The sequence below is a fragment of the Sinorhizobium chiapasense genome, assembly GCF_045277575.1.
Taxonomy (GTDB): domain Bacteria; phylum Pseudomonadota; class Alphaproteobacteria; order Rhizobiales; family Rhizobiaceae; genus Ensifer; species Ensifer chiapasense_A.
This window is the reverse complement of record NZ_CP144205.1, coordinates 598,808-623,457: the sequence shown is the minus strand read 5'-3', so window position 1 is coordinate 623,457 and position 24,650 is coordinate 598,808. Positions and strand designations below refer to the sequence as shown.

Below are 24,650 nucleotides of genomic sequence, written 5' to 3'. Positions count from 1 at the left end.
GATTGGCTTTCGTCACAATTCCTTGGAAAACCCTATGATTCATGGGGAAATCGGCGCTCTGCCTCCCGGACTTCGGCGCCCACCCGCTTGAAAAAAGCGGTGTCGCCGTCCAGTCTTCCGGCGTCGGACGGCCCGTCAAAAAACCGGGGCCTGACGGCCAAAAGCCAAGCTACAAGGCAATTTTTGCCACAATCGGGGGCCAAGGGTGATGACAGGGATGTTCGCAGAATCGTTGAAGAGGGCAAGAAAGATGCGTTTTGTCATTGCCGCGCTCATGGCCACCGCCGGCTTGCTTTCGCCTTTATCCGCTCTTGCGGAAAGCGCCGACGTGGAAGCTACCATTACGGGTGTCGATACCGAGCGCCTCAGCCTCCAGCTCGATGACGGCAAGAGCTACCAGGCACCTGAAGAGTTCAATTTCGAGGGCCTGAAGGCAGGCGTGAAGGTTCTGGTCTTCTACACGGAAGTCGATGGCAAACGGGTCATCAACGATCTCGAAATCGTACAGTAAAGCAACGATCCGCCCTTCTCTCTGGGGCGGCTCTTTCATTTCAGCGGTCAGATCCAGCCGATGGTCCCGCCGGAAATACGCAGGAGGCGGTCCTGCGGGATCGCCGCAGACGCAGCCTCCTCGGCCTCCATTTCCCCAAAGAGCTTGAAAAGCGATCGGATGACGCCGCCGTGGCTGACGCACACGGTCGGCTTGGTCACATCCTTGAGCCAGGCGGCAACACGCCAGGACAGTATCTCATAACTCTCGGCATCGGGGCCTGGCGGAATGAAGTCCCATTTCACCGCGCGCCGTTCGGCGATTCTTTGCGGCGCCGAACGCTTGAGTTCTGGAAGCGTGTGCCCTTCCCAGTCGCCGAAGGAAACTTCCTTCAGCCGTTCGTCCGTTCGGTAGACAGTGGGATCCAGCCCCATCGCCAGCCTCACGCGCTCCATGGTCTCGCGCGTGCGGCCAAGCGGGCTCGCGACGAAGTCGAAATGCGCGGCGTCGGTACCGAGGATAGCGGCAAGCGCTGCGCCATTGCCGGTCGCCTGCTGGCGACCGAAATCATTAAGCGGGATGTCCTTCTGCCCCTGGAGCCGGCTTTCGGCATTCCAGTCGGTCTGTCCGTGACGGATCATATAGATCAGCACAACATGTCTCCGGGCAGCAGGCCGTACCGAACCCGTCTTGGGGGTTCGGTCAGTCCTTGATCACGGAGATATCGGGTGCATCCACCGCCTTCATGCCGACGACATGGTAACCGCTGTCGGCATGGTGGACTTCACCGGTAACCGAACGCGACAGGTCGGAGAGCATGTAGAGGCCGACATCACCGACTTCTTCGATCGTTACGGTCCGGCGCAGCGGCGCGTTGTACTCGTTCCACTTGAGGATATAGCGGAAGTCGCCGATGCCGGAGGCAGCCAGCGTCTTGATCGGGCCGGCCGAAATCGCGTTGACGCGGATGTTCTTCGGGCCGAGATCGACCGCGAGATACTTCACGCTGGCTTCGAGCGCAGCCTTCGCGACACCCATGACGTTGTAGTTCGGCATGACCTTTTCGGCGCCGTAGTAGGTCAGGGTCAGCATCGAGCCGCCATCGGTCATCAGCTTTTCAGCGCGACGGGCGACCGAGGTGAACGAGTAGACCGAGATCTGCATCGTCTTGGCGAAGTTCTCGGGCGACGTATCGACGTAGCGGCCGGTCAGTTCGTCCTTGTCGGAGAAACCGATCGCGTGAACGACGAAATCGATCTTGCCCCAGTGCTTTTCGAGCGTGTCGAAGACGGCGTCGATGCTGGCTTCGTCGCTGACGTCGCAATGGCCGGCCATGAAGCCGTCGATCTCGGCGAGCAGCGGCTCGACACGCTTCTTGAGTGCGTCGCCCTGATAGGTCAGCGCAACTTCACCACCCTGCGCGTGGATGGCCTTGGCAATGCCCCATGCGATGGAACGGTTGTTTGCAACGCCCATGATGACGCCGCGCTTGCCCTTCATCAGACCGGATGCCTGAGCCATGGTAAAGTCCCCAATACTATTTCCAGCGACGGCCGGCGCCGTTGCCGAAGTTCACAAATGTCGCAGACGCACCGCCGGAACGGGTGCGGCAAAATGTCGAGAATTGCCTATGGCATAGCCGCCGGAGTGGTTCAAGCGCGGCCGACATCAGGAACTGTTAGTCCCCGTAATATTGGTTCAAAGTGTCAGAGAACTGTCACAAATGGACCGTCACAAATAGAGTCCGTCGCGCTGCGACTTCATCAGATCGGTCACCTTCTCATCCGGCGTGTCATTCAGAACCAGGCGCAGTTCGATCAGGAGATCGCCGTGGGTGCCGTAGCTTCCAGGCAGGCCTCGGCCCGTGAGGCGGATGGTCTTGTCCGACCCGGACCAGGCAGGCACGACGACGGTCACCGGGCCGACCGGCGTCTCGATGCGCTCCTCGCAGCCGAGGACGGCGCCCTGGAGATCGATCGACAAGGTCGTCAGCAGGTCAAGGCCGCGGGTGCGGAAAACGCCACCCTGATCGACCCGAAGCGTAACGACCACGTCGCCGCGGCTCATGCCGGTGACGCGATAGCCCTGTTCGGCAAGGCGAATGGTCTGGCCGTCGACAGCACCCGCGGGAATTTGAACCTTCAGGCTCTCGCCATCCGGAAGTTCGACCGTCAGGCGCTGGCGATTGATCAGATCCTCGATGCTGACAGCCAGATCGACGGCCAGGTCGGGCACCTTCTCTGCGGTCTTCGCGGCACGACCGCGGATGCGCCGGACGATGGCGGCGACAAGTTCGGCTGCGGGCGCTGCGGCGCGCTGCATGAACGGCGATTCCGCTTTGGCGGCCGCTTCTTGCTGTACCTCGGCCGCAGCTTGAGACTTTGCCTCGGTTGTATGTGCAGGCCGCTCCGGTTCCTTCGCCGCGGCCGGTTTCGGTGCGGGCTTGGGCGACGGGTTCGATGTGGGCTTTGGCGACGGCCGGGCCGACTTGGCCCGCGCCTCCGCACCAAAAATCTGCGAGATGGCGTCCTCGGCGGTCTCCGCGTCGACAGGCGCCTCCTCCTGCACGTTACCGCGCATCTTTGCCTTCATCGCCTCCATGCGACGTAGCTCGGCCTCACGGCGCGCATAGTCGTAGCGGCTCCTGAGCTTCGGATCGCGCAAAAGTTCGTACGCCTTGCCTGCCTCGGCAAAGCGCTCGGCCGCGGTGGGATCGTCCTGATTATGGTCCGGATGCACGGCCTTTGCCAGCGAACGCCAGGCCGCCTTGATTTCGTCTTGGCCGGCATTGCGCCGGACACCGAGGATCACATAGGGATCACGCATGGCTTCTACCATCTTCTCTGATCGGCGGCCTCTCCCTGACGCCCGCCTCATGCCCCGATTGAAGGCGTCGTTGTCGCCCGTCCACTGAGCATCGATGATCCGGAAAACTTGCTAAATAGTGGTTAGCCGCAGCAGCGCCGCCGGCACTGGAATGAGCGCCAAGGACGATCGTTCGCACCTTTAGAGAATTGTGGTTAATCGCCGATTTCCGAGCTTTGTCTCAGCCGCGCGGGCCGAAGCTCGTCAGATACCAGGCACCATCGCCGCCCTGGCACGTGCTGCCGTCGAACTTTGCGATACCCTCATAGGAATGGCGCGTCGTGGTGAAACGGCGGCAGAGCATGCCGCTCGCGCGGTCTTCCTGAATGCTGCTGATGACACCGGCACTGCCCGAAGTCGCATTGGCCCAGGGGATCGGGTTGATCATGCCGCCGCCTAGTTCCGCCGAGGTCACGGCATTGCGAACCATCACGGCGTCGGAGAGACCATCGGACGTCTTGGCAACGGGAACGGTACCGGTGGAGACCGTGCGGTCGACGCTGCTGCCGAAGAGATCGAGCCCCGCGCCCATGCAGCCGGAAAGCGCCAGGACCGGCAGGCAAATTGCCGCGCTACGCAGCAAGGCGAAGGAATACCCCTTCTTGGCGTCGATCCACTTTGCTATGTCTTGCACGGCAATCCTGTCAGACTCGCTGGAGCCGCACGTTTCTCGACAAGGTCAACATACAGGCTCCGACATTTTCGATGCGGAAATACTGGTCGGGCTCATCCCGAAGCATTTCCGCGCCAGACATCACGGCATTGGAACGCAATATGGCGGCGAATGAGTTAACAAGCGGTGACTTCACCGAATCAAATGAACCCTTTTCCCTGTTTGGCACATGGCTGAAGGACGCGGAAGGCAGCGAAATCAACGACCCGAATGCGGTCGCTCTCGCCACCGTCGACAGTGATGGATTGCCGAATGTCCGCATGGTGCTGCTGAAGGGCTTCGACGAGCGCGGCTTCGTTTTCTACACGAATTTCGAGAGCCAGAAGGGCCAGGAAATCCTTGGCGCCCGCAAGGCGGCCATGTGCTTTCACTGGAAGTCCCTGAGGCGGCAGGTGCGCGTGCGCGGTCCGGTCGAGATCGTCACCGACGAAGAGGCGGACGAATATTTCAAGAGCCGGCCGCGCGGCAGCCGCATCGGCGCCTGGGCATCGAAACAATCACGCCCGCTTGAAAGCCGCTTCGCGCTGGAAAAGGCTGTTGCCGAATACACCGCCCGCTACGCGCTCGGCGAAATTCCGCGCCCGAGTTACTGGTCCGGTTTCCGCATCCGCCCGACTTCGATCGAATTCTGGCACGATCGCCCGTTCCGGCTGCATGACCGGTTGGAATTCCGCCGGGCAACACCCGAGGGCGGCTGGGAAAAGGTACGGATGTATCCGTGAGGTCGCCGTTCAGGCGCACGCTCCTGCATGTTTCCTTTGATCGTAGCCGATTGAAGGACAAAGACATGCAGCAATTCAAAGTGCTACAGTGACTTTTCCGCGCCTAACAAGACGCGCGGCGCTGCAGGCGGAAAGGGATGCCCGAGGCCAGTGCCGAGACGTAACGGGCCCGCTGGAAATGACCGTTCAGCGAAATGCGCGGCAGCGCGTGAAGCCGGGAGTGGGCGCGTGCGACCAGCGTACCGGGTTGGGTCGTGACCGCGAGAGTGAAACCGAGATCGGCGACGATCCGATGATCACGCGGCGAGACCGCCGGTGCGTCGCCATAGGGATAAGCGAAAGTCAGGGGCCGGCGGCCGGTAATGGCCTCGATACGCTCCGCCGACTCGCGGATCTCTCGTCTTGCATCCGTGTCGCTCAGGCGTGCAACGGAGCGATGGCTGATCGTGTGCGCGCCGAGGCTTGCCAGCGGGCTTTCGATCAGCCGCCGCAACCCCGTCTCGTCCAAAGTCAACCGTTCGGTGATCGCCAGCGGATCGATGCCGTGTTCGGCCGCTGCGGCGTTCAGCAATGCAATGGCCGTCGCCTCATCGCGGCCATGGACGAACGCCGCGACACGGTGGAAAGCTGCCTGCTTTTCCGCAGCCACGCGCGCCTGCAGAGTCTCGACACCGTTGCCGAAGTCGAAGCGCAGTCTCTCGTTCGTCGCGAGCAGGTCGGCGAGCGTTTCCCACCAGAGCGTATGGGTGCGGTCGATGAAGCCGCCGGTGACGAAGACTGTGAAGGGCACCTGATGGCGCTCGAACACCGGTAGTGCGTGCTCGAGATTGTTCCGGTAGCCGTCATCGAGCGTGAAACAGGCGATTGGCCCGCCCCCCGCGGCCAGCGCAGCGGGCAACTGTTCGAGCGCAACGAAACGATTGCCATCGCGCTTCAGCGTCGTCAGCGTCGCGTCGAGGAATTCCGGGGTGATCTCCAGATGGCCGTTGGGATCGAAGGCACGTTCGAGCTTCGGCCGGACATGGTGCAGCGTGAAGATGGCGCCCTGCCCGCGCGCGCCAGCCATCAGCCCGGCGCGGCTCAGCCCGCCGGCGACCTCCAGCCCGCCGGCGATCGCGGCGCGGCGAACAATCGTCCTGATCGTGTTCTTGATGGTCGGCCCCATGTTTCCCCGTGCGGCGCCAGGGCGTCCTTCGCTTCGTGCTCTGCAGGCTCTAAGGTTAACGAGGATGGCGTTAAACCTTGTTGAACGAGAAGACATTTATCGCCCATTTACCACAACCTCGAAAACAGGGCTGGAGCGTCACATTCCGCCCTAAAGTTGCAGCAAAGACACGGATCTTGTCACAAAACGAAACAGCATCGCGCCTGGGTCCGATGGCGCTTTTTCGACGGGGATAGACATGAAAACTTTGCGCTGCCTCCTGCTGGCGACCTTCGCATTCGCGCTTGGGTCGGCGACAGCGATCGCCGGGAGTGCGTCGCTGGTGCTCGACGCGCGCACGGGCAAGGTTCTCTCGGCAGAAAATCCTGACGCCCTCAACCACCCGGCGTCGCTGACCAAGATGATGACGGTCTATTTGGCCTTCGAGGCGCTCAAGCGTGGAGAACTCTCCTGGGATAGCAAGATCAAGGTCTCGAAGGCAGCGGCGGCCAAGCCGCCGATGCGCCTCGGCCTCAGGCCCGGCATAACCATCACGGTCCGCGAGGCGGTGCTCGGCATGATCGTGCGCTCGGGCAACGATGCGGCAGCGGCCATGGCTGAGAAGCTTGGCGGCACGGAAGCCAACTTCGCGCGGATGATGACCGCAAAGGCGCGCCAGCTCGGCATGAACAAGACGGTCTTCATCAACGCCTCGGGCCTGCCGGCGAGCAAACAGGTGACGACGGCCCGGGATATGTCGACACTGGCGGTCGCGCTGATGCGCGACTTCCCGAAAGAGTATCAGCTCTTTGCGACCGAGAGCTTCAATTTCCGCGGCCGCAAGGTCCGCGGCCACAACAACCTGATGTATCGCTACGAGGGCATGGACGGCATCAAGACCGGCTATACCAATGCTTCCGGCTTCAATCTCGTCAGCGCCGTCAAGGACGGCAATCGCCGGGTGGTCGGCGTCGTGCTCGGCGGCAGGACGGCGCGCAGCCGCGATGCCAAGATGGCGGCGCTTCTCGATCGCCATGTCGGCAAAGCGGCAAAGGGCGGGCGGCAGCTCGTGGCGTCGACGCGTGGTGGCAAGCCGGTCGAGAGCGCGGTGGAAGTGGCATCCGTAGCAACAGCCGAAGCTCCGATGCCCTACGCCGCGCCACAGCGCGCCAAGCAGGATTCCGTTGCGGCGCTGATCGCAGCGACATCCGCGACGGCGATCCCCACGGAACGGCCGACCGAGGTTGCCGAGATCGAAAATACTGCGGCGACGGCTGCATCCGGCGGCTGGCAGATCCAGATTTCGGCGGCACCGTCGGCTGAGGCGGCGCGCATGCTGCTCGCCCAGGCGCGCTCCGAAGCCGGCGCTCCCCTCGCCGGAGCCACGCCCTATACCGAAGCTGTCGGCAAGGGTGCCAATGCGGTCTACCGCGCCCGCTTCGTCGGCTTTTCGAGCCGGGACGCGGCAGCGGCCGCCTGCAACGCGCTCAAGCAGCGCTCCTATGACTGCATGATGCTGCCGTCACGTGGCTGACGGCGGCGGCTCGACCGCGCCGCTGTTCAATTGCAGTTTTGCGGAAGCGATTGGCGAGCCACCAGTCGCATTGTTCCTCGGTGTAACAGCAGTCCTTCTTCGCCCGCATCCCTTCGAACCGGAGTTCGTGGCTGGGTGGCGGTCCGCCATGGCCATCCTTATGCCTGCGTGCCACCGACTGTGATCTGGTCCATGCGCAGATGCGGCTGGCCGACGCCGACGGGCACCCATTGGCCGGCCTTGCCGCAATTGCCGATGCCGGTGTCGAGCTTGGTATCGTTGCCGACCATGGTCACCCGCTTCATCGCGTCCGGACCATTGCCGATCAGCATGGCGCCCTTCACCGGCGCGCCGATCTTGCCGTTCTCGATCAGGTAGGCCTCGGTGCAGCCGAAGACGAACTTGCCGGAGGTGATGTCCACCTGGCCGCCGCCGAAGGAGACGGCATAGATGCCCTTCTTGACCGAGGCGATGATTTCCTCGGGCGTCCTGTCGCCGGAGAGCATGTAGGTGTTGGTCATGCGCGGCATCGGCACATGGGCGTAGCCCTGGCGGCGGCCGTTGCCGGTGGGCTGCATGCCCATCAGCCGGGCGTTTTGGCGGTCCTGCATATAGCCGACGAGCTTGCCGTCCTCGATCAGCACGTTGTAGCCGGACGGCGTGCCTTCGTCGTCGATGGAAATGGAGCCGCGACGCGCCTCGATTGTACCGTCGTCGACGACGGTCACGCCCTTGGCCGCGACCTGTTCCCCCATAAGGCCGGCAAAGGCCGAGGTCTTCTTGCGGTTGAAATCACCTTCGAGGCCATGACCGACCGCTTCGTGCAGCATGACGCCCGGCCAGCCGGATGCCAGCACCACGTCCATGGTGCCGGCGGGCGCATCGATCGCTTCGAGATTGACCAGTGCCTGGCGCAGTGCCTCATCGGCGCCCGTCTTCCAGTTTTCCTCGGTGACGAAATCGCCGAAGCCGCGGCGTCCGCCGGTGCCGAAGGAGCCGCTCTCCTGCCGGTCGCCGTCGCCGGCGACGACGGAAATGTTGATGCGCGTCATCGGCCTGACGTCGTGGACGCGATGGCCGTCGGCCCGGAGGATATCGACGACCTGCCAGCTCGCAGCGATCGAGGCCGTGACCTGGCGGACCTTCGGATCCTTGGCACGCAGATAGGCGTCGATCTCCTGCAGGAGCGCAACCTTCGCCTCGAAGCTCGGCTCGCCGATTGGGTTTTCGTCGCCATAGAGCTTCTTGTTGGTACGCTGCGGCGCTGCGGCATAGGAGCCGGCGTAACCGCGCGTCACCTGCGCCACCGCGTCGGAGGCTCGACGCAGCGCAGACAGGGAAAGCTCGCCGGAATGGGCGTAGCCCACCGCCTCGCCGGCGACGGCGCGAAGGCCGAAGCCCTGGTCGGTGTTGAAGCTGCCGCCCTTGAGGCGACCATTGTCGAAGGACAGCACCTCGGCCTGGGCATGCTCGAGGAACAGTTCGCCGTCGTCGGCAGCGGCGAGCGTCTCCGAGAGAACCTTGCGGATCGTTGCCTCGTCGGCATCGAAGAGGCTCATCAGATCGGTGTTCATGTGCTGCGCTCCCGCATCAAGATATCTATGGCCTCCATTTAGGAAGGCCGCGGGTTCAAGCCAAGGAAAATCTCACTTAGAGCGGGATGAGGAGTGTGTGCGGTTTTCCTCATCCCGCTCTAACCTATGAGAAACGATCACGATGATTTTTGATCGATGCGACCCAAAATCACCCTGATCTAAAGCGCCGCGTTCCAGCCTTCGAGGCGCTCGACTCGATCGACGCCTGCAAAACGGGCGACACGGTCGAGCTCCGCATCGATGCGGTCCAGGCGGCCCGCCGACGCCCGGACGCCTTTCTCGAGCCAGAGCTTGCGGACGTCGAGGCTGCCGCGCTTGCGGTCCGCCTTCATGTCGATGCGGCCAATCATCCGATCGCCCTCGATCAGCGGAAAGACGTAGTAGCCATATTCGCGCTTGGCCTCGGGCACGAAGATCTCGATGCGATAGAAGAAGCCGAACAGGCGCTCCGTGCGGTTGCGATCACGCAACAGCGGGTCGAAGGGGCTGAGCACCCGGACACGGCCCGGCGGCTCGGGAATATCGCCCAGCGTTTCCGGAAAACCGGTGAAGGCAAAAGCGGCGCGCGGGCGCCCACCATCGATCGCCTCGATCGCGATTTCATCGAGCTCGTCGCGATGCTCGGCAACCCAGGCCTTGGCTTCATCAGGAGACACCAGATCCCAGAAGGCGGCGATCTCGCCGTGGGTCGCAAAGCCCAGGCGCTCGAGCGCGCTGCGGCAAGCCCAGTCGATAAACTCCTGATGGCTGACGTCGCCGTCCTGATGATGCGGCGGGATCACCCGCTCGGTCAGATCATAGACTTTCTGGAAATTTTCCCGTCTTGCGATCGCCAGCTTGCCCGTGCGCCAGAGCACTTCGAGCGCCGTCTTCGAGGGATGCCAGTTCCACCAGCCGCCGGATTCGTGTTCGGCCTCCTTGAGGTCGCGGGCGAGCACCGGTCCACCCTCGGCGATGCGCTGATAGGTCTCGTCGCAGCCCTTTTCGAAGCCTTCGCCGCGCCACTTCCGCCAGCGCTCGACAATCGTCTCGCCCTCCCATTTGAAGCGATGCTTCCAGTAGCGGAAGAAGCTGCTCGGAATGATCGAGGCGTCATGGGTCCAGTGTTCGAACAGATCGCGGTCGTCTTCCAGAAGCGCGGTCAGATGCTCGCGGCGATAGGTCTGATTGCGGGCAAACAGAATCTGATGATGGGCGCGCTCGACCGTGGCGATGCTGTCCACCTGCACGAAACCGATGTCGTGGATGAGTTTGAGCAGCCCCTCCTTGCCGAGCGCACGGTTCGGCGCACCGGAAAGGCCCTGCTTGGCGAGGAAGATGCGACGGGCGTCGCTGTTGGAAAGGCGAATCGTCATGGCGACAAGAATAGGCTTTTATTCCCATAATTCAAACGCGCATCAGGCAGATCACGCGCATTGCCCTTGTTGTCGGACTTGGCCTATAGAGCAACCCGAAAACGGCACGGCCGAAGACAGCGAGGACGGAATGGACATCCGCTTTACCGATTGCGCGGTCCGCTTCGGCGAGCGGGTGGCGTTGCATCCCCTGACCCTCACGCTCGGCGAGAGACGCGTCGGCATCATCGGCCTCAACGGTTCCGGCAAGACCACGTTCGCCCGGCTGATCAATGGCCTGGTCAAGCCTTCCGCGGGCCGAGTTATGGTCAACGGGCTGAACACGGTCGAAGACGATCGCGCCGTGCTTTCCGAAGCCGGCTTTATCTTCCAGAACCCGCAGCACCAGCTCATCATGCCCATCGTCGCCGAGGATATTGCCTTCGGCTTGAAGAACCGCGGCCTTTCGCGCGAGGAAATCGATCGCCGCATGCAAGGCGCGCTCTCGCGCTTCGGCATCGAACATCTGGCGCGCCGGCGGGTGCATGAGCTTTCGGGCGGCGAGACCCAGCTCGTCGCCATGGCGAGCGTCGTCGTCACCGACCCGAAGATCCTCATCCTCGACGAGCCGACGAACCAGCTCGACCTCAGGAACCGGCGCCGGGTGGCCGCGGCGATCGATGATTTGCCGGAGGATACGGTGGTGATCACCCATGACCTCGCGCTCGTCGAGAACGTTGACCGGCTGCTGCTCTTCCACGAGGGTCGGCTTGCCGCCGATGGCAACCCACACGAGACGATCCGCCACTACCACGAGATCGCCGGATGCTGACGAGCCTGCATATCGAAGGCGACAGCCTGCTGCACCGCCTGCCGGTGAGATTGAAGCTCATTGCGCTCCTGATGCTGAGCATCTTGCTTTTTCTCAGCTCGTCGCTCGCGCTTCAGGCCATCGCCTTCATCATTGCCGCCGGCCTCTATCTGTCCGTCGGGCTCTCCCCGAAGGAGGCGTTCAAACGTGTCGGCTTCGTCTTCCTGACGATCTTCTTCCTCGCTGCCGTCAACCTCTTTCTTCTGCCCGTTGCCGAGGTCGCGACTTTGACACTGCGTCTGATGGCGCTGGTGCTGTTCGCCGCCGCAGTCACGGCAACGACGACGATCAGCGCCTTCATGGACGAAGTCACCATCCTGCTGACACCGCTCGAACGGCTGGGCTTGGTGCGGGCGGCGGATGTCAGCCTGGCACTGGGGCTCGTGCTGCGTTTCGTCCCGGATATCTTTGCGCGCTACGAGGCGATCCGCGAGGCCCATCGCGCCCGCGGGCTCCCCGTCAGGCCGTTGACGATCATCGGCCCGCTGATCATCCTGACGCTTAAGGATGCCGATACGATTGCCGCGGCAATTGACGCGCGCGGCTTTCGCCGTCAATAAATTCGCGCCCACTAATACACAAGGGAACCGGATCCGCATGAATACCAGAGACCTCGTCCTCATCGCCCTCTTCGCCGCGATCGTCGTCGTGCTCGGCCTCATCCCGCCGATTACGCTCGGCTTCATTCCCGTACCGATCACCGCGCAGTCGATGGGCGTCATGCTCGCCGGCTGCATTCTCGGCGCCAAGCGCGGGGCGCTTGCCTTCCTCCTGTTCCTGCTGCTGGTCATCATCGGCCTGCCTGTGCTTTCGGGTGGGCGCGGTGGCCTGGCGGTGATCGCCGGACCGTCCGGCGGCTTCATCATCGGCTGGGTCGTCGCCGCTTTCGTCACCGGCCTCATTGCCGAGCGTATGGTGCGCGAGGGCCAGGCGGAGACGCGGCAGTTCATCGGCTTCTTCCTCGCCTCCGTTCTCGGCGGCATCGTCGTGCTCTATGCGATCGGCATGCCCTGGGTGTCAGTGGTTACCGGAACGCCGCTCCTGACGGTCGCCACCGGTTCGCTCGCCTTCATTCCAGGTGACCTCTTGAAGGCTGCGATCGCGACGCTTGCCGCGCGCGCAGTCTATGCCGGCTACCCGCTGCTGCCGGCGCGCACCTGAGCCAATGCCGTTTGCCGCCGCGGTCAATCGCCACGCGGATGAACATCCGCACAGCCCGGCCTTCCAAATCGAGGGCCGGGTCTTCACATTTGGCGAATTGCAACACTTGGCCGGACAGCTTGTTGCAACATTCGACGAACTGGCCGGGAGCGCCTTGCACCGCAGCGTCCTTGGCAACCGATCGCGCCTGATCGCGCTGGAAGCCGGCAATCATCCGCTTTTCGCTGCCGCCTTTCTCGCCGCCACCAGTGGCGGCCACTGCGTCGCGCTGATCGATCCGCATCTGCCGGCCTCAACCCGAGAGGCCATGCGCGATCGCCTGTCTCCCGATCTCATCATCAGCGCCAATGGCGCCGACTTATCTCTCCAGGTCCCGGCAAGCGGCGAGACGCGTTCCTTCCGCGAGACCGATGGCAAAGAGCGAGCGCCGCTTGCAGCCGGCGCCGATACCGAGCCATTTCTGATCGTCTTCACATCCGGAACGACGGGCACGCCGAAAGCGATCATCCGCGATCGCGGCTCATGGCGGCGAAGCCTCGCGACCGGCGAACGCTTCTTCGGCATAAACAGCGAGACCCGTACATTCGCCCCCGGCCCGTTGGCACACGGGCTGACGCTCTATGCGCTGGCTGAAACGCTCGTTGCCGGCGCCGAATTCATCGGCACCGCCCACTTCGACGCGGTGCGATCGCAGCGCCTCATCGAAGCGGGGGCGGTGAAGCGCCTGGTTCTCGTGCCGACGATGCTGCGGCGGCTTTGCGCCGCCGCCGGCGGCAATCCATGCGCATCCGTCACACAGATCACGGTCGCCGGTTCAAAGCTGACGACCAACGATCGTGCCGACGCCGCCATTGCCTTTCCGGAGGCTGCCGTCATCGAATATTATGGCGCCTCGGAACTGGGCTTTATCAGCGTCGCCTCGGAAAACGACACCGCTTCGGCCACCGCCGTCGGCCGCGCCTTTCCCGGTGTCGCGCTCAGCATTCGCAATGACACGGGGGACGAAGTGCCCGCAGGCGAAACGGGGACGATCTTCGTCGATAGTACGCTCGTCTCCGACGGCTATGTCGGCGACGCCGATGGCGCCGTCTTTCGTCGCCTTGGCCCGTTGGCGACGGTCGGCGACCTCGGCTTTCTCGATGAAAACGGCACGCTTCATCTGCTCGGCCGCGCCGGCGGCATGGTGCTTTCAGGCGGCAACAACATCTATCCGCAAGAGGTGGAAGCGACGCTGGCCGCCCATCCCGGCGTACACGCCGCTCTCGTCCTCGGACTGGATCATCCGGATCTCGGCAGCGAACTCGTTGCCGTCATCGAGCCAGAAGGCAGCGCGTTTGACCGGGCAGCGCTTGATCGCCATCTTGCCGCCCACCTGCCCCGCTATAAACATCCGCGTCGCCTCTGGCTCTGCCGGAAGATGCCGATGACGCGCTCGGGCAAGGTGGCGGCCGGCCTACTCAGACAATGGATCGCGGACGAAAACGATGGCCTCGAACGCATCGACTGATCCATCGCGCGTGCCGGTGATAATCGCGGCACTCAGAACGCCGATCGGCCGTGTCAATGGCACGCTTCGCGACGTCGAGCCGTCGCGGCTGGCGGCGGCGCTGATTACCCGCCTTGTTGCGGATGTCGGGCTGGCAGCGACCGATATCGACGACGTCATACTCGGCAATGCCGCCAATAGCGCCGGCAATCTCGCCCGGCTCGCAGCGCTCGAAGCAGGCCTGCCGGTTTCGACCCCGGGCGTCACCGTCGATCGCCAATGCGGATCGGGGCTGGAAGCCATCACGCTTGCGGCGCGGATGATCCAGGCCGGCGCAGGGCGCTTTTATCTCGCCGGTGGCACCGAGAGCGCCAGCCGCGCGCATATCCGTCTGAGACCGCCGCTGGAGCGTGGCGGCGAACTTGCTCCGGTCAAGCGCGCCCGCATGGCGCCGGACGAGATCGGCGATCCGGACATGGGCGTCGCCGCCGAGAATGTTGCGGTGGCCTGCAGCATTTCTCGCGAACGGCAGGACAGCTTTGCACTTCAAAGCCATCGCCGCGCCGTCGAAGCCGAACTTGCCGGCCGTTTCCTCCGTGAAATCGTGCCGATCGAGACGGCGGCTGGCGTCGTGTCACGGGACGAATGCCCGCGCCCCAATGCATCGATGGAAACGCTGCAGCGGCTGAAGCCGGTCTTCGTCGAGGGCGGCACGGTGACGGCCGGCAATGCCTGCCCGATCAACGACGGCGCCGCCGTGGCGCTTGTGACGAGCCTTGCCGAAGCACAGCGACTTGGCGCGCGCTTCGCGCTTGAGTTCGTCGATGCGGCGACGGCGGGCGTCGATCCCAACCTGCTCGGGCTCGGCCCGGTTCCGGCAATGCAGAAGCTGAAGGCGCGACAGCCTGCGCTCGATCCGGCAAAGGTCGATTTCATCGAATTCAACGAGGCTTTCGCTTCGCAGGTGCTCGGCAGCCTCGACCAGCTCGACATTCCGGCGGAGAGGGTCAACCTCGATGGCGGCGCCATCGCGCTTGGCCATCCCTATGGCGCCTCGGGGGCGATCCTTACCGTCCGGCTCTTCTCGCAGATGTTGACGGCGCCATCGGGTACGGAGGGGCTGGCGATGATGGGCGTTGGCGGCGGGATGGGTATCGTCGCGCTGTTTCGCGCCGTTTGAATGCACGCGATTGCGGGCGAAAATTGCCTCGCACCTTTCGCGGAATTGCGGTGGCTAAACAGAGAAGGCCGCCAGCCATTCCCGCGTCGCGGTCGGCAGCGGCAGCGGCGTGTGCCGTTGCGGATCGACCGCGACCCAGACGACCTCGACTTCCGCCGCGAGCTGACCGCGGGCTTCGACCTTGACGGCAAAGCTGATCGAACTGCCGCCGATCTTCGCCACGTTGACCGTGAGGCGAGCCGGCTCGTCGTAGCGCAGGCCGCGGTGATAGACGCAAGCGGAGCGGCGCACGAGATAGCTCGGTTCGTTCACCACGTGCGGGCGATGGCGCCATAAATTGGAGAGAGCGGCCTCGGCGTGGGCGTAGTAGGCGGCATTGTGCATATGGCCGTGCATGTCTATATCGCGAAACGGAATACGAATTTCCGTGACGTTCTCCAGTTCCCTGCCGTCCATGCGAGGCTCCCTGACGATGCGCTCCACCCTCGTTAGACAGTTCGGCGACCCCCGGCAAGTAATTGCGCTCGTCGATGTGGAGCGCGCCGCACCGGGACCAGGGGACGTCGAGGTGGCGCTGTCGCTTGCCGCCATCAACCCGTCAGACCTCATCCCGGTGACCGGCGCCTATAGCGCACGCACCAGCCTGCCCTTCGTACCGGGCTTCGAAGGCTTCGGCACGGTGACGCGTGTCGGCGCGGGCGTTACGTCGCTGAAACCCGGCGACCGCGTGGTGCCGATCGGAGCCAGCGGTCTTTGGCAGGAGTACCTGATCAGGCCGGCCGAATGGTGCTTCGCCCTGCCCGACGACATCAGCGAGACCGATGCGGCGACCTGCTACGTCAATCCGCTGACGGCGCTGCAATTGATCGCGGCGCTGCGCGGACATTTCGGCCCGCTTGACCGGCGCCGCATCGGCGTCACGGCGGCAGGGTCTGCGATCGGCGGCATGCTGATGAAGCTGCTTGCCGGCGAAGGGGCGGAGGCCACCGGCATCGTTCGCAGCCAGCGTGGCGCCGAGCGGCTTGCGCGTGAAGTTCCCGGCCAGATCGCGCTTGGAGACGAACAGCGCCTGCCGGAACTCCGCTTCGACGCGATCATCGACGCCGTCGGCGGTCCTTTCGCCGGTGACCTCATCCTGCGAACGCTCGAACCCGGCGGCGCCTTCATCCAGTATGGCGCGCTGAGCAACGTACCGGTCCCGCAGGCAGCGATCCAGGCACGGCCGGACATCCGCTTCTCTTTCCTGTGGCTGCGCACCTGGGTGCATTCGGCGGGGCGTGCAGCGATCGAGGCCGCTTTTGCCAAGAGTTTCGAAGGCTTGCGAAGCGGCCTCTTCAGGAGCCGCATCGCAGAGATCTATCCGCTGAGCAGGCTCGATGCGGCACTGGCGCATCAGGCGGATTCCGGCCGCGACGGCAAGCTGCTTCTCGATCCGCGCTGTTGAAAATTCCGCCTTTCCGCCGCCTCGCCATGGACCTTGACAGGTTACAGCACTAGTTTCCCGGCATGACCACGTTCCTCTACGAAAACCCGGTCTTCCTGGAACACGAGGTTCCGGAGGGGCATCCCGAACGGCCGGACCGGCTGAAGGCGCTGAACATTGCGCTCGAACATCCGAACTTCGCCGATCTCAAGCGGATCGAAGCGAAGAAGGCGAGCGAAGACCTCGTCCTGCTCGCTCACCTGGAAGAGCATCTGACCGCCGTCCGGAGCGCCATTCCGGAAGAAGGCCTCAACCATTTCGAGGCGGACACCTATGCGAGCCCGTTGAGCCTGGAGGCGGCGCTGACCGGTATCGGCGGGGCGGTTGCGGCGGTCGATGCGGTCTTTAGGGGCGAGACCGACAACGCCTTCGTGGCGGCGCGGCCACCAGGACACCACGCCGAGAAGAACAAGGCGATGGGCTTCTGTCTTTTCAACACGGTGGCGATTGCCGCCCGATATGCCCAAAAGGTTCACGGCGCCGAGCGCGTCGCGATCGTCGACTGGGACGTGCACCACGGCAACGGCACCCAGGACATCTTCTGGAACGATCCGTCGGTGCTCTTCTGCTCGACGCACCAGATGCCGCTTTATCCCGGCACCGGCGCCAAGGACGAGACAGGCGTCAAAGGCAATATCGTCAACGCGCCACTCTCGCCGAACAACGGCAGCGAGCACTTCCGCGAGGCGTTCCGCACCCGCGTGCTTTCGGCACTCACCAATTTCCGGCCGGACTTCATCCTGATCTCGGCCGGTTTCGACGCGCATCACCGCGATCCGTTGGCCCAGATCAACCTCGTCGCCGAGGATTTCGACTGGGCCACCGGACGCCTGCACGAGATCGCCGATCGCAGCGCCGGCAACCGCATGGTCAGCCTGCTCGAAGGCGGCTATGACCTTCAGGGCCTGGCCGAATCGGCTGGCCTGCACATTCTGAGACTGATGAGAGGGTAACCATGAACACCACCACGCAACCGGACGTTTCCGCCCTCTCCTTCGAGCAGGCCGTCGAGGAACTGGAGCGGATCGTCTCGGCGCTGGAACGCGGCGACGTGGCACTCGACAAGTCGATCGAGATCTACGAGCGCGGTGAGGCACTGAAGAAGCATTGCGAGGCGCTCTTGAAGGCGGCTGAAGACCGCATCGAAAAGATCCGGCTCGATCGCGCCGGCAAGCCTCAGGGCGTGGAGCCGCTCGACGCCGACTAAGCCATCAATGCGCTTGGAGCGTCCTTCATGCGTTCATCTGAACGCATAGAGCTCCAGGGGGATTGATCGCCCGCGGAAACGCTGCGTATCGGCCTGGTCTCTAGCCGCCTCAAAGTGCAGGCGTTAGTTATTGATGCGACAGCAAAAACCGGGAGCACGCGCATGTCCTTCTTTCCAGGCCCCGATCCATTGGCCGGCGACAAGCCCGCCTGCGATGCCATCGAACATCTGATCGTTCCGCGCACCAGCGACATCGGCGGACTGCAAGTACGCCGCGCTTTGCCGACGGCGAAGCGGCGCCTCGTCGGACCCTTCATCTTCTTCGACCGCATGGGACCGGCGCTGTTACGAGCCGGCGAAGCGATCGACGTGCGCCCGCACCCGCATATCGGCCTTTCGACGGTCACCTACCTCTTCGACGGCGAGATCAAGCACCGCGACAGCCTCGGCACCGAGATGGTCATCCGCCCCGGCGACGTCAACCTGATGACCGCCGGCCGCGGCATCGTGCATTCCGAGCGTTCTCCTGAAAACCAGCGCGGCCATGCGCGCTCGATTTCGGGCCTGCAGACCTGGCTGGCGCTGCCCGACCACAAGGAAGAGATCGATCCGATCTTCAGCCACACCGAGGAGCGGGCGCTGCCGCATATGAGCGACGACGGCATCAAGGCGCGGGTGGTGATCGGCAATTTCGAAGGCGCCAAGTCGCCCGTCTCGGTCTTTACCGACACCATCTACGTCGATCTCAACATCGCGCCGGGCAAAAGCGCCCCCTTCGCCGCGCAGTGGGAAGAGCGTGCGCTCTATATACTCTCCGGCGAGGCGATCATCGCCGGCGACCATTTCGCCGAAAACCAGTTGCTCGTCTTCCGCCCGGGCGATGAGATTACCATGACCGCCGGGCCTGAGGGCTGTCACGTCATGCTCTTCGGTGGTGCCGCGCTCGGTTCGGCCCGCCACATCTGGTGGAACTTCGTCTCCTCGTCCAAGGAGCGCATCGACAAGGCGAAGGAAGAGTGGCGCACCGGCCGCTTCGACATCGTGCCCGGAGACGAAGAAGAATTCGTTCCGCTGCCCGAAGGCTGATTTCGACCAAAAGTAGAGTCGAGATGAGTGCATAAAACCGCGCAACATTGCCTCATCCCGCTTGAATCGATTTCGATTCACAGAATCATGCGCTAGTCTCTTGGTCGACGACGCAGGAACGCCTAATTTTGCATTCAGCAACGATTGCGTCTAAAGAGCCGCTTCGACGGTACCACCAACTATCGCGCGCCTGATCCCGCGGCGCGTATGAGGCATGCAGCGTGACACAACTGCCAACCAATCCGATGCCGGCTACTCCCTTGCTCGACAAGGTGACCTTCCCCGACGATCTGAAGAAGATCGACGACAAGGACCTGCCGCAGCTTGCCGGAGAAGTCCGGGCGGAGATGATCGACGCGGTGTCGCGCACGGGCGGCCACCTCGGCGCGGGGCTCGGCGTCGTCGAACTGACGATCGCCATCCACAAGGTCTTCAACACGCCGCATGACCGGCTGATCTTCGATGTCGGCCACCAGTGCTATCCGCACAAGATCCTGACCGGCCGCCGCGACCGCATCCGCACGCTTCGCCAGGAAGGCGGCCTTTCCGGCTTCACCCGTCGCGCCGAGAGCGAATACGATCCCTTCGGCGCCGCCCATTCCTCAACATCGATATCGGCCGGCCTCGGCATGGCCGTCGCCGCCGATCTCGACGGCAAGAACCGCAACGTCATCGCCGTCATCGGCGACGGCGCGCTTTCGGCCGGCATGGCCTATGAGGCGCTGAACAATGCCGGCGCGCTCGACGCGCGGCTGATCGTCATCCTCAACGACAACGACATGTCGATCGCGCCACCGACCGGCGCGATGAGCGCCTATCTGGCGCGCCTTGCCTCCGGCCGCACCTATATGGGCATCCGCGAGGTCGGCAAGAAGCTGACCGCCTATCTCGGCAAGACCGTCGACCGGGCGATCACCCGCGCGGTCGAACATGCCCGCGGCTACGTCACCGGCGGCACGCTCTTCGAAGAGATGGGCTTCTACCATATCGGCCCGATCGACGGACATTCCTTCGACCATCTGCTGCCAGTGCTGCGCAACGTGCGCGACAATGCCAAGGGGCCGGTGCTGATCCATGTGGTGACACAAAAGGGCAAGGGCTATCCGCCGGCGGAAGCCGCCGCCGACAAGTATCACGGCGTCAACAAATTCGACGTCATTACCGGGGCCCAGGCGAAAGCCAAGCCGAATGCGCCCGCCTATACCGCCGTCTTTGCCGATGCGCTGACGCAGGAGGCGAGCCTCGACGACAAGATCGTCGCCGTCACCGCCGCCATGCCCTCCGGCACCGGTCTCGACAGGTTCGCCAAGGTCCATCCGTCCCGCTGTTTCGACGTCGGCATTGCCGAACAGCATGCGGTGACCTTCGCCGCCGGCCTCGCCGCCGAGGGATACAAGCCGTTCGCTGCCCTCTACTCGACCTTCCTGCAACGCGGCTATGACCAGGTCGTGCATGATGTGGCGATCCAGGGCCTGCCGGTGCGCTTCCCGATCGACCGCGCCGGCTTCGTCGGCGCCGACGGACCGACCCATGCAGGTTCGTTCGACACGACCTATCTCGCGACGCTTCCCGGTTTCGTGGTAATGGCAGCCGCCGACGAGGCGGAATTGAAGCACATGGTGCGCACCGCCGCCGCCTATGACGCCGGCCCGATCTCCTTCCGCTACCCGCGCGGCGAAGGCATCGGTGTCGAGATGCCGGAGCGCGGCCAGATCCTCGAGATCGGCAAGGGCCGCATCGTCAAGCAGGGATCGAAGGTGGCGCTGCTCTCCTTCGGCACCCGCCTCGCCGACTGTCTGATGGCGGCCGAAGATCTCGACGCCGCCGGCCTCTCGACCACGGTCGCCGATGCGCGCTTCGCGAAGCCCCTCGACCATGACCTCATCCGCCAGCTTGCCCGCCATCACGAGGTGCTGATCACCATCGAGGAAGGGGCCGTCGGCGGCTTTGCCAGCCATGTGCTGCAGTTCCTGGCCGAGGACGGCCTGCTTGATGGCGGTCTCAAGGTGCGCCCCATGGTCATGCCCGACATCTGGATGGAACAGGCCAAGCCCGAGGCGATGTACGCCGCCGCCGGTCTCGACCGCGCCGGCATCGTCTCGACCGTCTTCAAGGCGCTCGGCCAGAAGCAGGATATCGGTATCGGCGCCGCCGGCTAATCCTCCAACACAAAGGTCACCTTCAGGATAACCTTGTAGGAAACCGGAGCACCGTTTTCGACCGCAACCTCCTGCTCTTTCACCCAGGCCGCCTTGACGCCGCGCAGCGTCTGGCAAGCGCGCGTTATGCCGGAGTTGACGGCGTCTTCGAAGCTGACAGACGATGTTGACGAGATTTCGGTAATGCGGGCAATCGACATTGCTATCCTCCCTGGCGTGCGTGTCGTCCCTTTCTCAATCCGCTCTCAGCCTCCCGAGCCCGCATCGGCCTCAGCCTCAACGGGAATGCGCCGAGCCTTGGACTGCGCGCGTTCGGTCTTGGGCATCGTCACATGGAGAACGCCGTTCTTGAATTTGGCGCGGATCTGGTCGTCCTGCACCTCCGTGCCGATCGGTATCCGGCGTTCGAAACGGCCATAGTACCGCTCCGAAAACCGCCTGTCCTTGGATTCCATATCTTCCCGCTTTTCGCCCTTTAGAACCATGGCCCCGTCATCGAAGGTGATTTCGATGTCCTTCTCGTCCATGCCGGGCATCTCCGCGGTTATGCAGATTTCACGCTCGCTATCCGTGACCTCGACACGCGGCCATGTCGTGCCGTACAGGCGGCTGTAGAGCCGTCCGCCTTCGAGGCCCCTGAACGCATCATCGAACAACCGATCCATCTCCCGGCGGAACGCCATGAAGGGGTCGTCGCGATAGGCGGGAAGATTGTCCCCGCGGCTCCATGGAATAAGATCTCGAATTGCCATTGAAACCTCCTTCTCGCGCCATCCCAGCCGAACGGTCGCCCGGGATGGCGACGGTTCATCGGTCGGTACCCGCCTCGTCGCGCACGCCCGTGCGCGACGGCTTTGGGCGCAGCCGCCCACCAAACCATGCGACGCTCAAATGGTTCCATCGCCACAAGGATCGCCAACTCGCCACGCGCATGCTCGAGAGCAACGGAAGCGAAGGCCGCTCACGCCTTGGGGCGCCGGCCGTAAGCGCGCCGCAGTTCATCTTTCGCGTCTTCCAGAATTTTCTTCCTGTCGTCCGACAGGTTCTTGCCCGCACGATTGACATAGAAGGTCAGCATCGACATGGCCGACCGAAAGGGCCCGGCCTTTCGCCTGCTGCTTCTGTCGGCAGAACGCTTCAGCGACGCCGCGATCTCCTTCGCATCATCCATTTCAAACACATGAGGCTCGAGCTCGAGAGCGTTGCTGTGGCGCGTGACGTCTTGGGACCACTGTTTCGGGCTGTGGGTCATCGCTTCTTCCGTTTGCTGGCCCGGCTACTCGCCGCGCAACTTGGAGGCAATGTGACGCGAACCCAAAATGAGCGGTAATGTTCCAAACCGCGCTTATCCGTGACCTACAGCGCCGCGCGTCTTATCAGACGCGCAAAAGGTCGCTGTAGCACTTTGAAGTGCTGCATGTTTTTTCCTTCGATCGGCTACGATTAAAGGAAACATGCAGTAGAGCCGGCGCTCCGAGCGCGGGGGGCTTGCCATTGCGGCGGCAAGTCGCCATGAGAAACGCATGTCAGAAGAACGCCAGAACGAAGAACACAGAAACCGGGTCCGTCTCGACCAGTTGCTGCTCAATACGGGACTAGTCGCCAGCCGTGCCCGTGCCCGCGACGCAATCCAGCGCGGCACCGTCAAGGTCGACGGCCGCACGGTCAACAAGCCGTCGTCGATGTTTGCCGAGAGCGTGACGATCACCATCGATGATCCGGCGCAGGACTATGTCTCCCGCGCGGCTCTGAAACTTGTCGCAGCGCTCGATCATTTTGCGCTCGATCCCGCCGGCGAAAGCTGTCTCGATATCGGCGCCTCGACGGGCGGCTTCACCGAAGTCCTCTTGAAACGCGGGGCCGAGCATGTCGTGGCGGTCGATGTCGGCCATGGGCAAATCCACCCACGCATCGCCGACGACGAGCGTGTCACCAGCATCGAGGGCCTCAATGCGCGCGCGATGACGCCCGAAGACATTGACGATCGCGAGGTCACCTTCGTCGTCTCGGATGTCTCGTTCATCTCGCTGAAGCTTGCCCTCCCTCCGGCGCTGGACATGGCGCTTCCCGGCGCACACTGCATCCTGCTCGTAAAGCCGCAATTCGAAGCGGGTCGCGACGCGATCAGCAAAGCGGGCCTGCTCAAGGATCCCGACAGCGCTCCGGCCGTTGCTGCCGAACTTGAGCGCTGGCTCGTCGAAGACATGGGCTGGCAGAGCCTCGGCCTCATCCCCTCGCCCATTGCCGGCGGCGACGGCAATGTCGAGTTTCTGCTGGCGGGGAAGAAGCCATGAGCACCGAGACCGTCACCATCAACCGCCTTGGCGCCCAGGGCGACGGTATTGCGGAAGGCCCTGATGGGCCGATCTATGCGCCCTTCACGCTGCCTGGCGAGAGCGTGGCGCTGGCGGTCAACAAGTCGCACGGCACGCTGATCGCGCTGAAGGAGCCTTCCGCCGAGCGCGTCGAGCCGCCCTGTCGGCACTTCGGACCTGACGGTGTCAACGGCACCTGCGGTGGCTGCACCATGCAGCACGCCTCGGACACGCTCTATCGCGGGTTCAAGCGCGATCTCGTCGTTGCCGCCTTGAAGTCGAAAGGGCTGAAGCCCGAAGTGGCGCCGCTGATCGTCGCCCATCCCGGCCAGCGCCGGCGCGCGGTCTTCACCGCTCGCAAGACCGAGAAGGAACTGCTTCTCGGCTTCAATCAGGCGGAAAGCCATCACATCGTCGCGATAACAGAATGTCCGATCGCGAGCCCGGGCATCGTCTCGAAGCTCGCGGCGATCGCCAGGATTGCCGCCGCCATGGCCGTCAGTGCCGAGCCGTTCCGTATCACCGTGCTCGAAACCCTTTCGGGCCTCGATCTCGCCGTCGAGGGCATCAAGAAGCTCGACGACCGCGAGCGCCGCCGCACGGTTGAAGCGGTCCTCGGCACCCGCGGCATCGCCCGCGTCAGCCTCAATGGCGAGATCATCGTCGAACCGGTGAAGCCGTTGATCGATTTCGGCGGCGTTTCCGTTTCGCCGCCGCCTGGCAGCTTCACGCAGGCAACGGCCGAGGCCGAGGAGGCGATGGCGAAGCTGGTGCTCGATCACCTCGGCAAGGCCAAGCGCGTCGCCGATCTCTTTGCCGGCTGCGGCACCTTCGCACTGCGCATCGCCCGCAAGGCGCGCGTGCACGCGGTCGAAGGCGAGGACAAGGCGCTGAAGGCGCTCGATTTCGCCGCGCGCAACACGCAGGGGCTGAAGCCGGTGACGGTCGAGAGGCGTGACCTGTTCCGCCGCCCGCTCATGGCGCAGGAGTTGAAGGTCTACGATGCGATCGTCTTCGATCCGCCGCGCGCCGGCGCCGAGGCGCAGTGTCACGAGATCGCCCGCTCCGGCGTCAAGAAAATCGCTGCCGTGTCCTGCAATCCGGTCACGCTGGCACGCGATCTTTCCATCCTTACCGCCGCAGGCTACCGGATCACTTCGGTGACGCCGATCGACCAGTTCCTCTGGTCGGCCCATGTCGAGGCGGTCGCAACGCTCGAGAAATGAGAGAAGGCCGGGAGACTGGTCTACGATTTGCCCTCTGTCCCCGAACGTGGCTCATCTCCTCCGCCCCTGGTCGAGTCCGAGGATGACAGGAGCTGCGAACGAAGAACATCAATGAGAAA

General features: G+C 63.6%; 26 protein-coding genes. 15 read left to right on the top strand and 11 right to left on the bottom strand.

The annotated features are described in order from the left end of the window. Positions 1-250: 250 nt before the first annotated feature. Positions 251-511: a DUF1344 domain-containing protein gene (locus QM996_RS02970; RefSeq protein WP_113538088.1), complete on the top strand. Its 261-nt coding sequence runs from the start codon at positions 251-253 to the stop codon at positions 509-511. A 47-nt stretch (positions 512-558) separates the two neighbouring features. Here the strand turns inward: QM996_RS02970 and QM996_RS02965 are convergent, their stop codons facing one another. The 4 genes from QM996_RS02965 to QM996_RS02950 all read right to left on the bottom strand — a co-directional run bounded on the left by QM996_RS02965 (position 559) and on the right by QM996_RS02950 (position 3,989). Beyond that, the gene (locus QM996_RS02965; protein ID WP_429807752.1) at positions 559-1,143 is read right to left on the bottom strand and encodes a histidine phosphatase family protein; all 585 of its coding nucleotides are present in this window, start codon (positions 1,141-1,143) and stop codon (positions 559-561) included. Between the two features lie 49 nt (positions 1,144-1,192). Further along, a complete protein-coding gene (fabI, locus tag QM996_RS02960) occupies positions 1,193-2,011 on the bottom strand; it encodes an enoyl-ACP reductase FabI (RefSeq protein ID WP_113537991.1) in 819 nt (272 codons plus the stop codon). Between the two features lie 210 nt (positions 2,012-2,221). Further along, positions 2,222-3,328: a DnaJ C-terminal domain-containing protein gene (locus QM996_RS02955; RefSeq protein WP_500269229.1), complete on the bottom strand. Its 1,107-nt coding sequence runs from the start codon at positions 3,326-3,328 to the stop codon at positions 2,222-2,224. 208 nt (positions 3,329-3,536) lie between these two features. Next, on the bottom strand, positions 3,537-3,989 hold the full coding sequence (locus QM996_RS02950) for an RT0821/Lpp0805 family surface protein (protein WP_500269228.1): 453 nt from the start codon (positions 3,987-3,989) through the stop codon (positions 3,537-3,539). Between the two features lie 71 nt (positions 3,990-4,060). On the opposite strand from QM996_RS02950, the gene pdxH reads away from it, so the two are divergent. Beyond that, positions 4,061-4,750, top strand: a complete 690-nt coding sequence (pdxH, locus tag QM996_RS02945; RefSeq protein ID WP_500269227.1) for a pyridoxal 5'-phosphate synthase — start codon at positions 4,061-4,063, stop codon at positions 4,748-4,750. A gap of 103 nt (positions 4,751-4,853) precedes the next feature. Here pdxH and QM996_RS02940 read toward each other — a convergent pair whose 3' ends face one another. Beyond that, the gene (locus QM996_RS02940) at positions 4,854-5,915 is read right to left on the bottom strand and encodes a polysaccharide deacetylase family protein (protein WP_500269226.1); all 1,062 of its coding nucleotides are present in this window, start codon (positions 5,913-5,915) and stop codon (positions 4,854-4,856) included. 238 nt (positions 5,916-6,153) lie between these two features. Here QM996_RS02940 and QM996_RS02935 point away from each other — a divergent pair, with 238 nt between their 5' ends. Further along, positions 6,154-7,428, top strand: coding sequence for a serine hydrolase (locus tag QM996_RS02935; protein WP_500269225.1), 1,275 nt, complete (start codon positions 6,154-6,156; stop codon positions 7,426-7,428). A gap of 158 nt (positions 7,429-7,586) precedes the next feature. Here QM996_RS02935 and tldD read toward each other — a convergent pair whose 3' ends face one another. After that, positions 7,587-9,002, bottom strand: coding sequence for a TldD/PmbA family protein (gene tldD, locus QM996_RS02930; protein ID WP_500269224.1), 1,416 nt, complete (start codon positions 9,000-9,002; stop codon positions 7,587-7,589). A gap of 179 nt (positions 9,003-9,181) precedes the next feature. Beyond that, positions 9,182-10,378, bottom strand: coding sequence for a winged helix-turn-helix domain-containing protein (locus tag QM996_RS02925; RefSeq protein WP_500269223.1), 1,197 nt, complete (start codon positions 10,376-10,378; stop codon positions 9,182-9,184). Between the two features lie 130 nt (positions 10,379-10,508). Between QM996_RS02925 and QM996_RS02920 the strand changes: the two genes are divergently transcribed. From QM996_RS02920 to QM996_RS02900, 5 genes are read left to right on the top strand one after another with little or no spacing between them, the layout of a single operon-like run. Beyond that, the gene (locus QM996_RS02920; protein ID WP_500269222.1) at positions 10,509-11,189 is read left to right on the top strand and encodes an energy-coupling factor ABC transporter ATP-binding protein; all 681 of its coding nucleotides are present in this window, start codon (positions 10,509-10,511) and stop codon (positions 11,187-11,189) included. After that, entirely contained in the window at positions 11,183-11,788 is a 606-nt protein-coding gene (locus QM996_RS02915) for an energy-coupling factor transporter transmembrane component T family protein (RefSeq protein WP_500269221.1), read from the top strand. The genes QM996_RS02920 and QM996_RS02915 overlap by 7 nt, the downstream gene beginning before the upstream one ends. 37 nt (positions 11,789-11,825) lie before the next feature. Then, positions 11,826-12,389: a biotin transporter BioY gene (locus tag QM996_RS02910; RefSeq protein WP_500269220.1), complete on the top strand. Its 564-nt coding sequence runs from the start codon at positions 11,826-11,828 to the stop codon at positions 12,387-12,389. A 4-nt stretch (positions 12,390-12,393) separates the two neighbouring features. Then, positions 12,394-13,896: a class I adenylate-forming enzyme family protein gene (locus tag QM996_RS02905; RefSeq protein ID WP_500269219.1), complete on the top strand. Its 1,503-nt coding sequence runs from the start codon at positions 12,394-12,396 to the stop codon at positions 13,894-13,896. Beyond that, on the top strand, positions 13,874-15,055 hold the full coding sequence (locus tag QM996_RS02900) for a thiolase family protein (protein WP_500269218.1): 1,182 nt from the start codon (positions 13,874-13,876) through the stop codon (positions 15,053-15,055). The genes QM996_RS02905 and QM996_RS02900 overlap by 23 nt, the downstream gene beginning before the upstream one ends. A gap of 54 nt (positions 15,056-15,109) precedes the next feature. Here the strand turns inward: QM996_RS02900 and QM996_RS02895 are convergent, their stop codons facing one another. After that, positions 15,110-15,511, bottom strand: a complete 402-nt coding sequence (locus tag QM996_RS02895; protein WP_500269217.1) for an acyl-CoA thioesterase — start codon at positions 15,509-15,511, stop codon at positions 15,110-15,112. 16 nt (positions 15,512-15,527) lie between these two features. On the opposite strand from QM996_RS02895, the gene QM996_RS02890 reads away from it, so the two are divergent. From QM996_RS02890 to dxs, 5 genes are all read left to right on the top strand, one after another. Beyond that, positions 15,528-16,499 carry a zinc-dependent alcohol dehydrogenase family protein gene (locus QM996_RS02890; RefSeq protein WP_500269216.1) on the top strand — a complete coding sequence of 324 codons (972 nt, stop codon included), beginning with the start codon at positions 15,528-15,530 and terminating at the stop codon, positions 16,497-16,499. 62 nt (positions 16,500-16,561) lie between these two features. Next, complete coding sequence (locus tag QM996_RS02885) at positions 16,562-17,491, top strand: histone deacetylase family protein (protein ID WP_500269215.1); 930 nt, start codon at positions 16,562-16,564, stop codon at positions 17,489-17,491. A gap of 2 nt (positions 17,492-17,493) precedes the next feature. Then, on the top strand, positions 17,494-17,745 hold the full coding sequence (locus QM996_RS02880; protein WP_043619815.1) for an exodeoxyribonuclease VII small subunit: 252 nt from the start codon (positions 17,494-17,496) through the stop codon (positions 17,743-17,745). Between the two features lie 162 nt (positions 17,746-17,907). Further along, positions 17,908-18,831, top strand: a complete 924-nt coding sequence (locus QM996_RS02875; RefSeq protein WP_500269214.1) for a pirin family protein — start codon at positions 17,908-17,910, stop codon at positions 18,829-18,831. 245 nt (positions 18,832-19,076) lie between these two features. Further along, positions 19,077-20,990: a 1-deoxy-D-xylulose-5-phosphate synthase gene (gene dxs / locus QM996_RS02870; RefSeq protein ID WP_500270245.1), complete on the top strand. Its 1,914-nt coding sequence runs from the start codon at positions 19,077-19,079 to the stop codon at positions 20,988-20,990. Here the strand turns inward: dxs and QM996_RS02865 are convergent. The 3 genes from QM996_RS02865 to QM996_RS02855 all read right to left on the bottom strand — a co-directional run bounded on the left by QM996_RS02865 (position 20,987) and on the right by QM996_RS02855 (position 22,242). Further along, positions 20,987-21,190: a dodecin family protein gene (locus tag QM996_RS02865; protein ID WP_173515806.1), complete on the bottom strand. Its 204-nt coding sequence runs from the start codon at positions 21,188-21,190 to the stop codon at positions 20,987-20,989. The two genes, dxs and QM996_RS02865, sit on opposite strands and share 4 nt — an antisense overlap. 45 nt (positions 21,191-21,235) lie before the next feature. Next, a complete protein-coding gene (locus QM996_RS02860) occupies positions 21,236-21,742 on the bottom strand; it encodes an Hsp20/alpha crystallin family protein (RefSeq protein ID WP_500269213.1) in 507 nt (168 codons plus the stop codon). A 209-nt stretch (positions 21,743-21,951) separates the two neighbouring features. Next, entirely contained in the window at positions 21,952-22,242 is a 291-nt protein-coding gene (locus tag QM996_RS02855; protein ID WP_500269212.1) for a DUF3175 domain-containing protein, read from the bottom strand. A 271-nt stretch (positions 22,243-22,513) separates the two neighbouring features. Here QM996_RS02855 and QM996_RS02850 point away from each other — a divergent pair, with 271 nt between their 5' ends. Both QM996_RS02850 and QM996_RS02845 read left to right on the top strand, forming a co-directional pair. After that, positions 22,514-23,284, top strand: a complete 771-nt coding sequence (locus QM996_RS02850) for a TlyA family RNA methyltransferase (protein ID WP_173515803.1) — start codon at positions 22,514-22,516, stop codon at positions 23,282-23,284. Next, the gene (locus QM996_RS02845) at positions 23,281-24,531 is read left to right on the top strand and encodes a class I SAM-dependent RNA methyltransferase (protein WP_500269211.1); all 1,251 of its coding nucleotides are present in this window, start codon (positions 23,281-23,283) and stop codon (positions 24,529-24,531) included. Before QM996_RS02850 ends, QM996_RS02845 begins: the two co-directional genes overlap by 4 nt. Positions 24,532-24,650 lie beyond the last annotated feature (119 nt).

Coding starts and splice junctions, on each gene's coding strand:
- QM996_RS02970 (WP_113538088.1), top strand. CDS start 251: ATGCGTTTTGTCATTGCCGCGCTCATGGCCACCGCCGGCTTGCTTTCG.
- QM996_RS02880 (WP_043619815.1), top strand. CDS start 17,494: ATGAACACCACCACGCAACCGGACGTTTCCGCCCTCTCCTTCGAGCAG.
- QM996_RS02860 (WP_500269213.1), bottom strand. CDS start 21,742: ATGGCAATTCGAGATCTTATTCCATGGAGCCGCGGGGACAATCTTCCC.
- QM996_RS02920 (WP_500269222.1), top strand. CDS start 10,509: ATGGACATCCGCTTTACCGATTGCGCGGTCCGCTTCGGCGAGCGGGTG.
- QM996_RS02855 (WP_500269212.1), bottom strand. CDS start 22,242: ATGACCCACAGCCCGAAACAGTGGTCCCAAGACGTCACGCGCCACAGC.
- QM996_RS02885 (WP_500269215.1), top strand. CDS start 16,562: ATGACCACGTTCCTCTACGAAAACCCGGTCTTCCTGGAACACGAGGTT.
- QM996_RS02925 (WP_500269223.1), bottom strand. CDS start 10,378: ATGACGATTCGCCTTTCCAACAGCGACGCCCGTCGCATCTTCCTCGCC.
- tldD (WP_500269224.1), bottom strand. CDS start 9,002: ATGAACACCGATCTGATGAGCCTCTTCGATGCCGACGAGGCAACGATC.
- QM996_RS02940 (WP_500269226.1), bottom strand. CDS start 5,915: ATGGGGCCGACCATCAAGAACACGATCAGGACGATTGTTCGCCGCGCC.
- QM996_RS02915 (WP_500269221.1), top strand. CDS start 11,183: ATGCTGACGAGCCTGCATATCGAAGGCGACAGCCTGCTGCACCGCCTG.
- QM996_RS02895 (WP_500269217.1), bottom strand. CDS start 15,511: ATGGACGGCAGGGAACTGGAGAACGTCACGGAAATTCGTATTCCGTTT.
- fabI (WP_113537991.1), bottom strand. CDS start 2,011: ATGGCTCAGGCATCCGGTCTGATGAAGGGCAAGCGCGGCGTCATCATG.
- QM996_RS02955 (WP_500269229.1), bottom strand. CDS start 3,328: ATGGTAGAAGCCATGCGTGATCCCTATGTGATCCTCGGTGTCCGGCGC.
- QM996_RS02865 (WP_173515806.1), bottom strand. CDS start 21,190: ATGTCGATTGCCCGCATTACCGAAATCTCGTCAACATCGTCTGTCAGC.
- dxs (WP_500270245.1), top strand. CDS start 19,077: ATGCCGGCTACTCCCTTGCTCGACAAGGTGACCTTCCCCGACGATCTG.
- QM996_RS02850 (WP_173515803.1), top strand. CDS start 22,514: ATGTCAGAAGAACGCCAGAACGAAGAACACAGAAACCGGGTCCGTCTC.
- QM996_RS02900 (WP_500269218.1), top strand. CDS start 13,874: ATGGCCTCGAACGCATCGACTGATCCATCGCGCGTGCCGGTGATAATC.
- QM996_RS02890 (WP_500269216.1), top strand. CDS start 15,528: ATGCGCTCCACCCTCGTTAGACAGTTCGGCGACCCCCGGCAAGTAATT.
- QM996_RS02935 (WP_500269225.1), top strand. CDS start 6,154: ATGAAAACTTTGCGCTGCCTCCTGCTGGCGACCTTCGCATTCGCGCTT.
- QM996_RS02845 (WP_500269211.1), top strand. CDS start 23,281: ATGAGCACCGAGACCGTCACCATCAACCGCCTTGGCGCCCAGGGCGAC.
- QM996_RS02905 (WP_500269219.1), top strand. CDS start 12,394: ATGCCGTTTGCCGCCGCGGTCAATCGCCACGCGGATGAACATCCGCAC.
- QM996_RS02875 (WP_500269214.1), top strand. CDS start 17,908: ATGTCCTTCTTTCCAGGCCCCGATCCATTGGCCGGCGACAAGCCCGCC.
- pdxH (WP_500269227.1), top strand. CDS start 4,061: ATGCGGAAATACTGGTCGGGCTCATCCCGAAGCATTTCCGCGCCAGAC.
- QM996_RS02910 (WP_500269220.1), top strand. CDS start 11,826: ATGAATACCAGAGACCTCGTCCTCATCGCCCTCTTCGCCGCGATCGTC.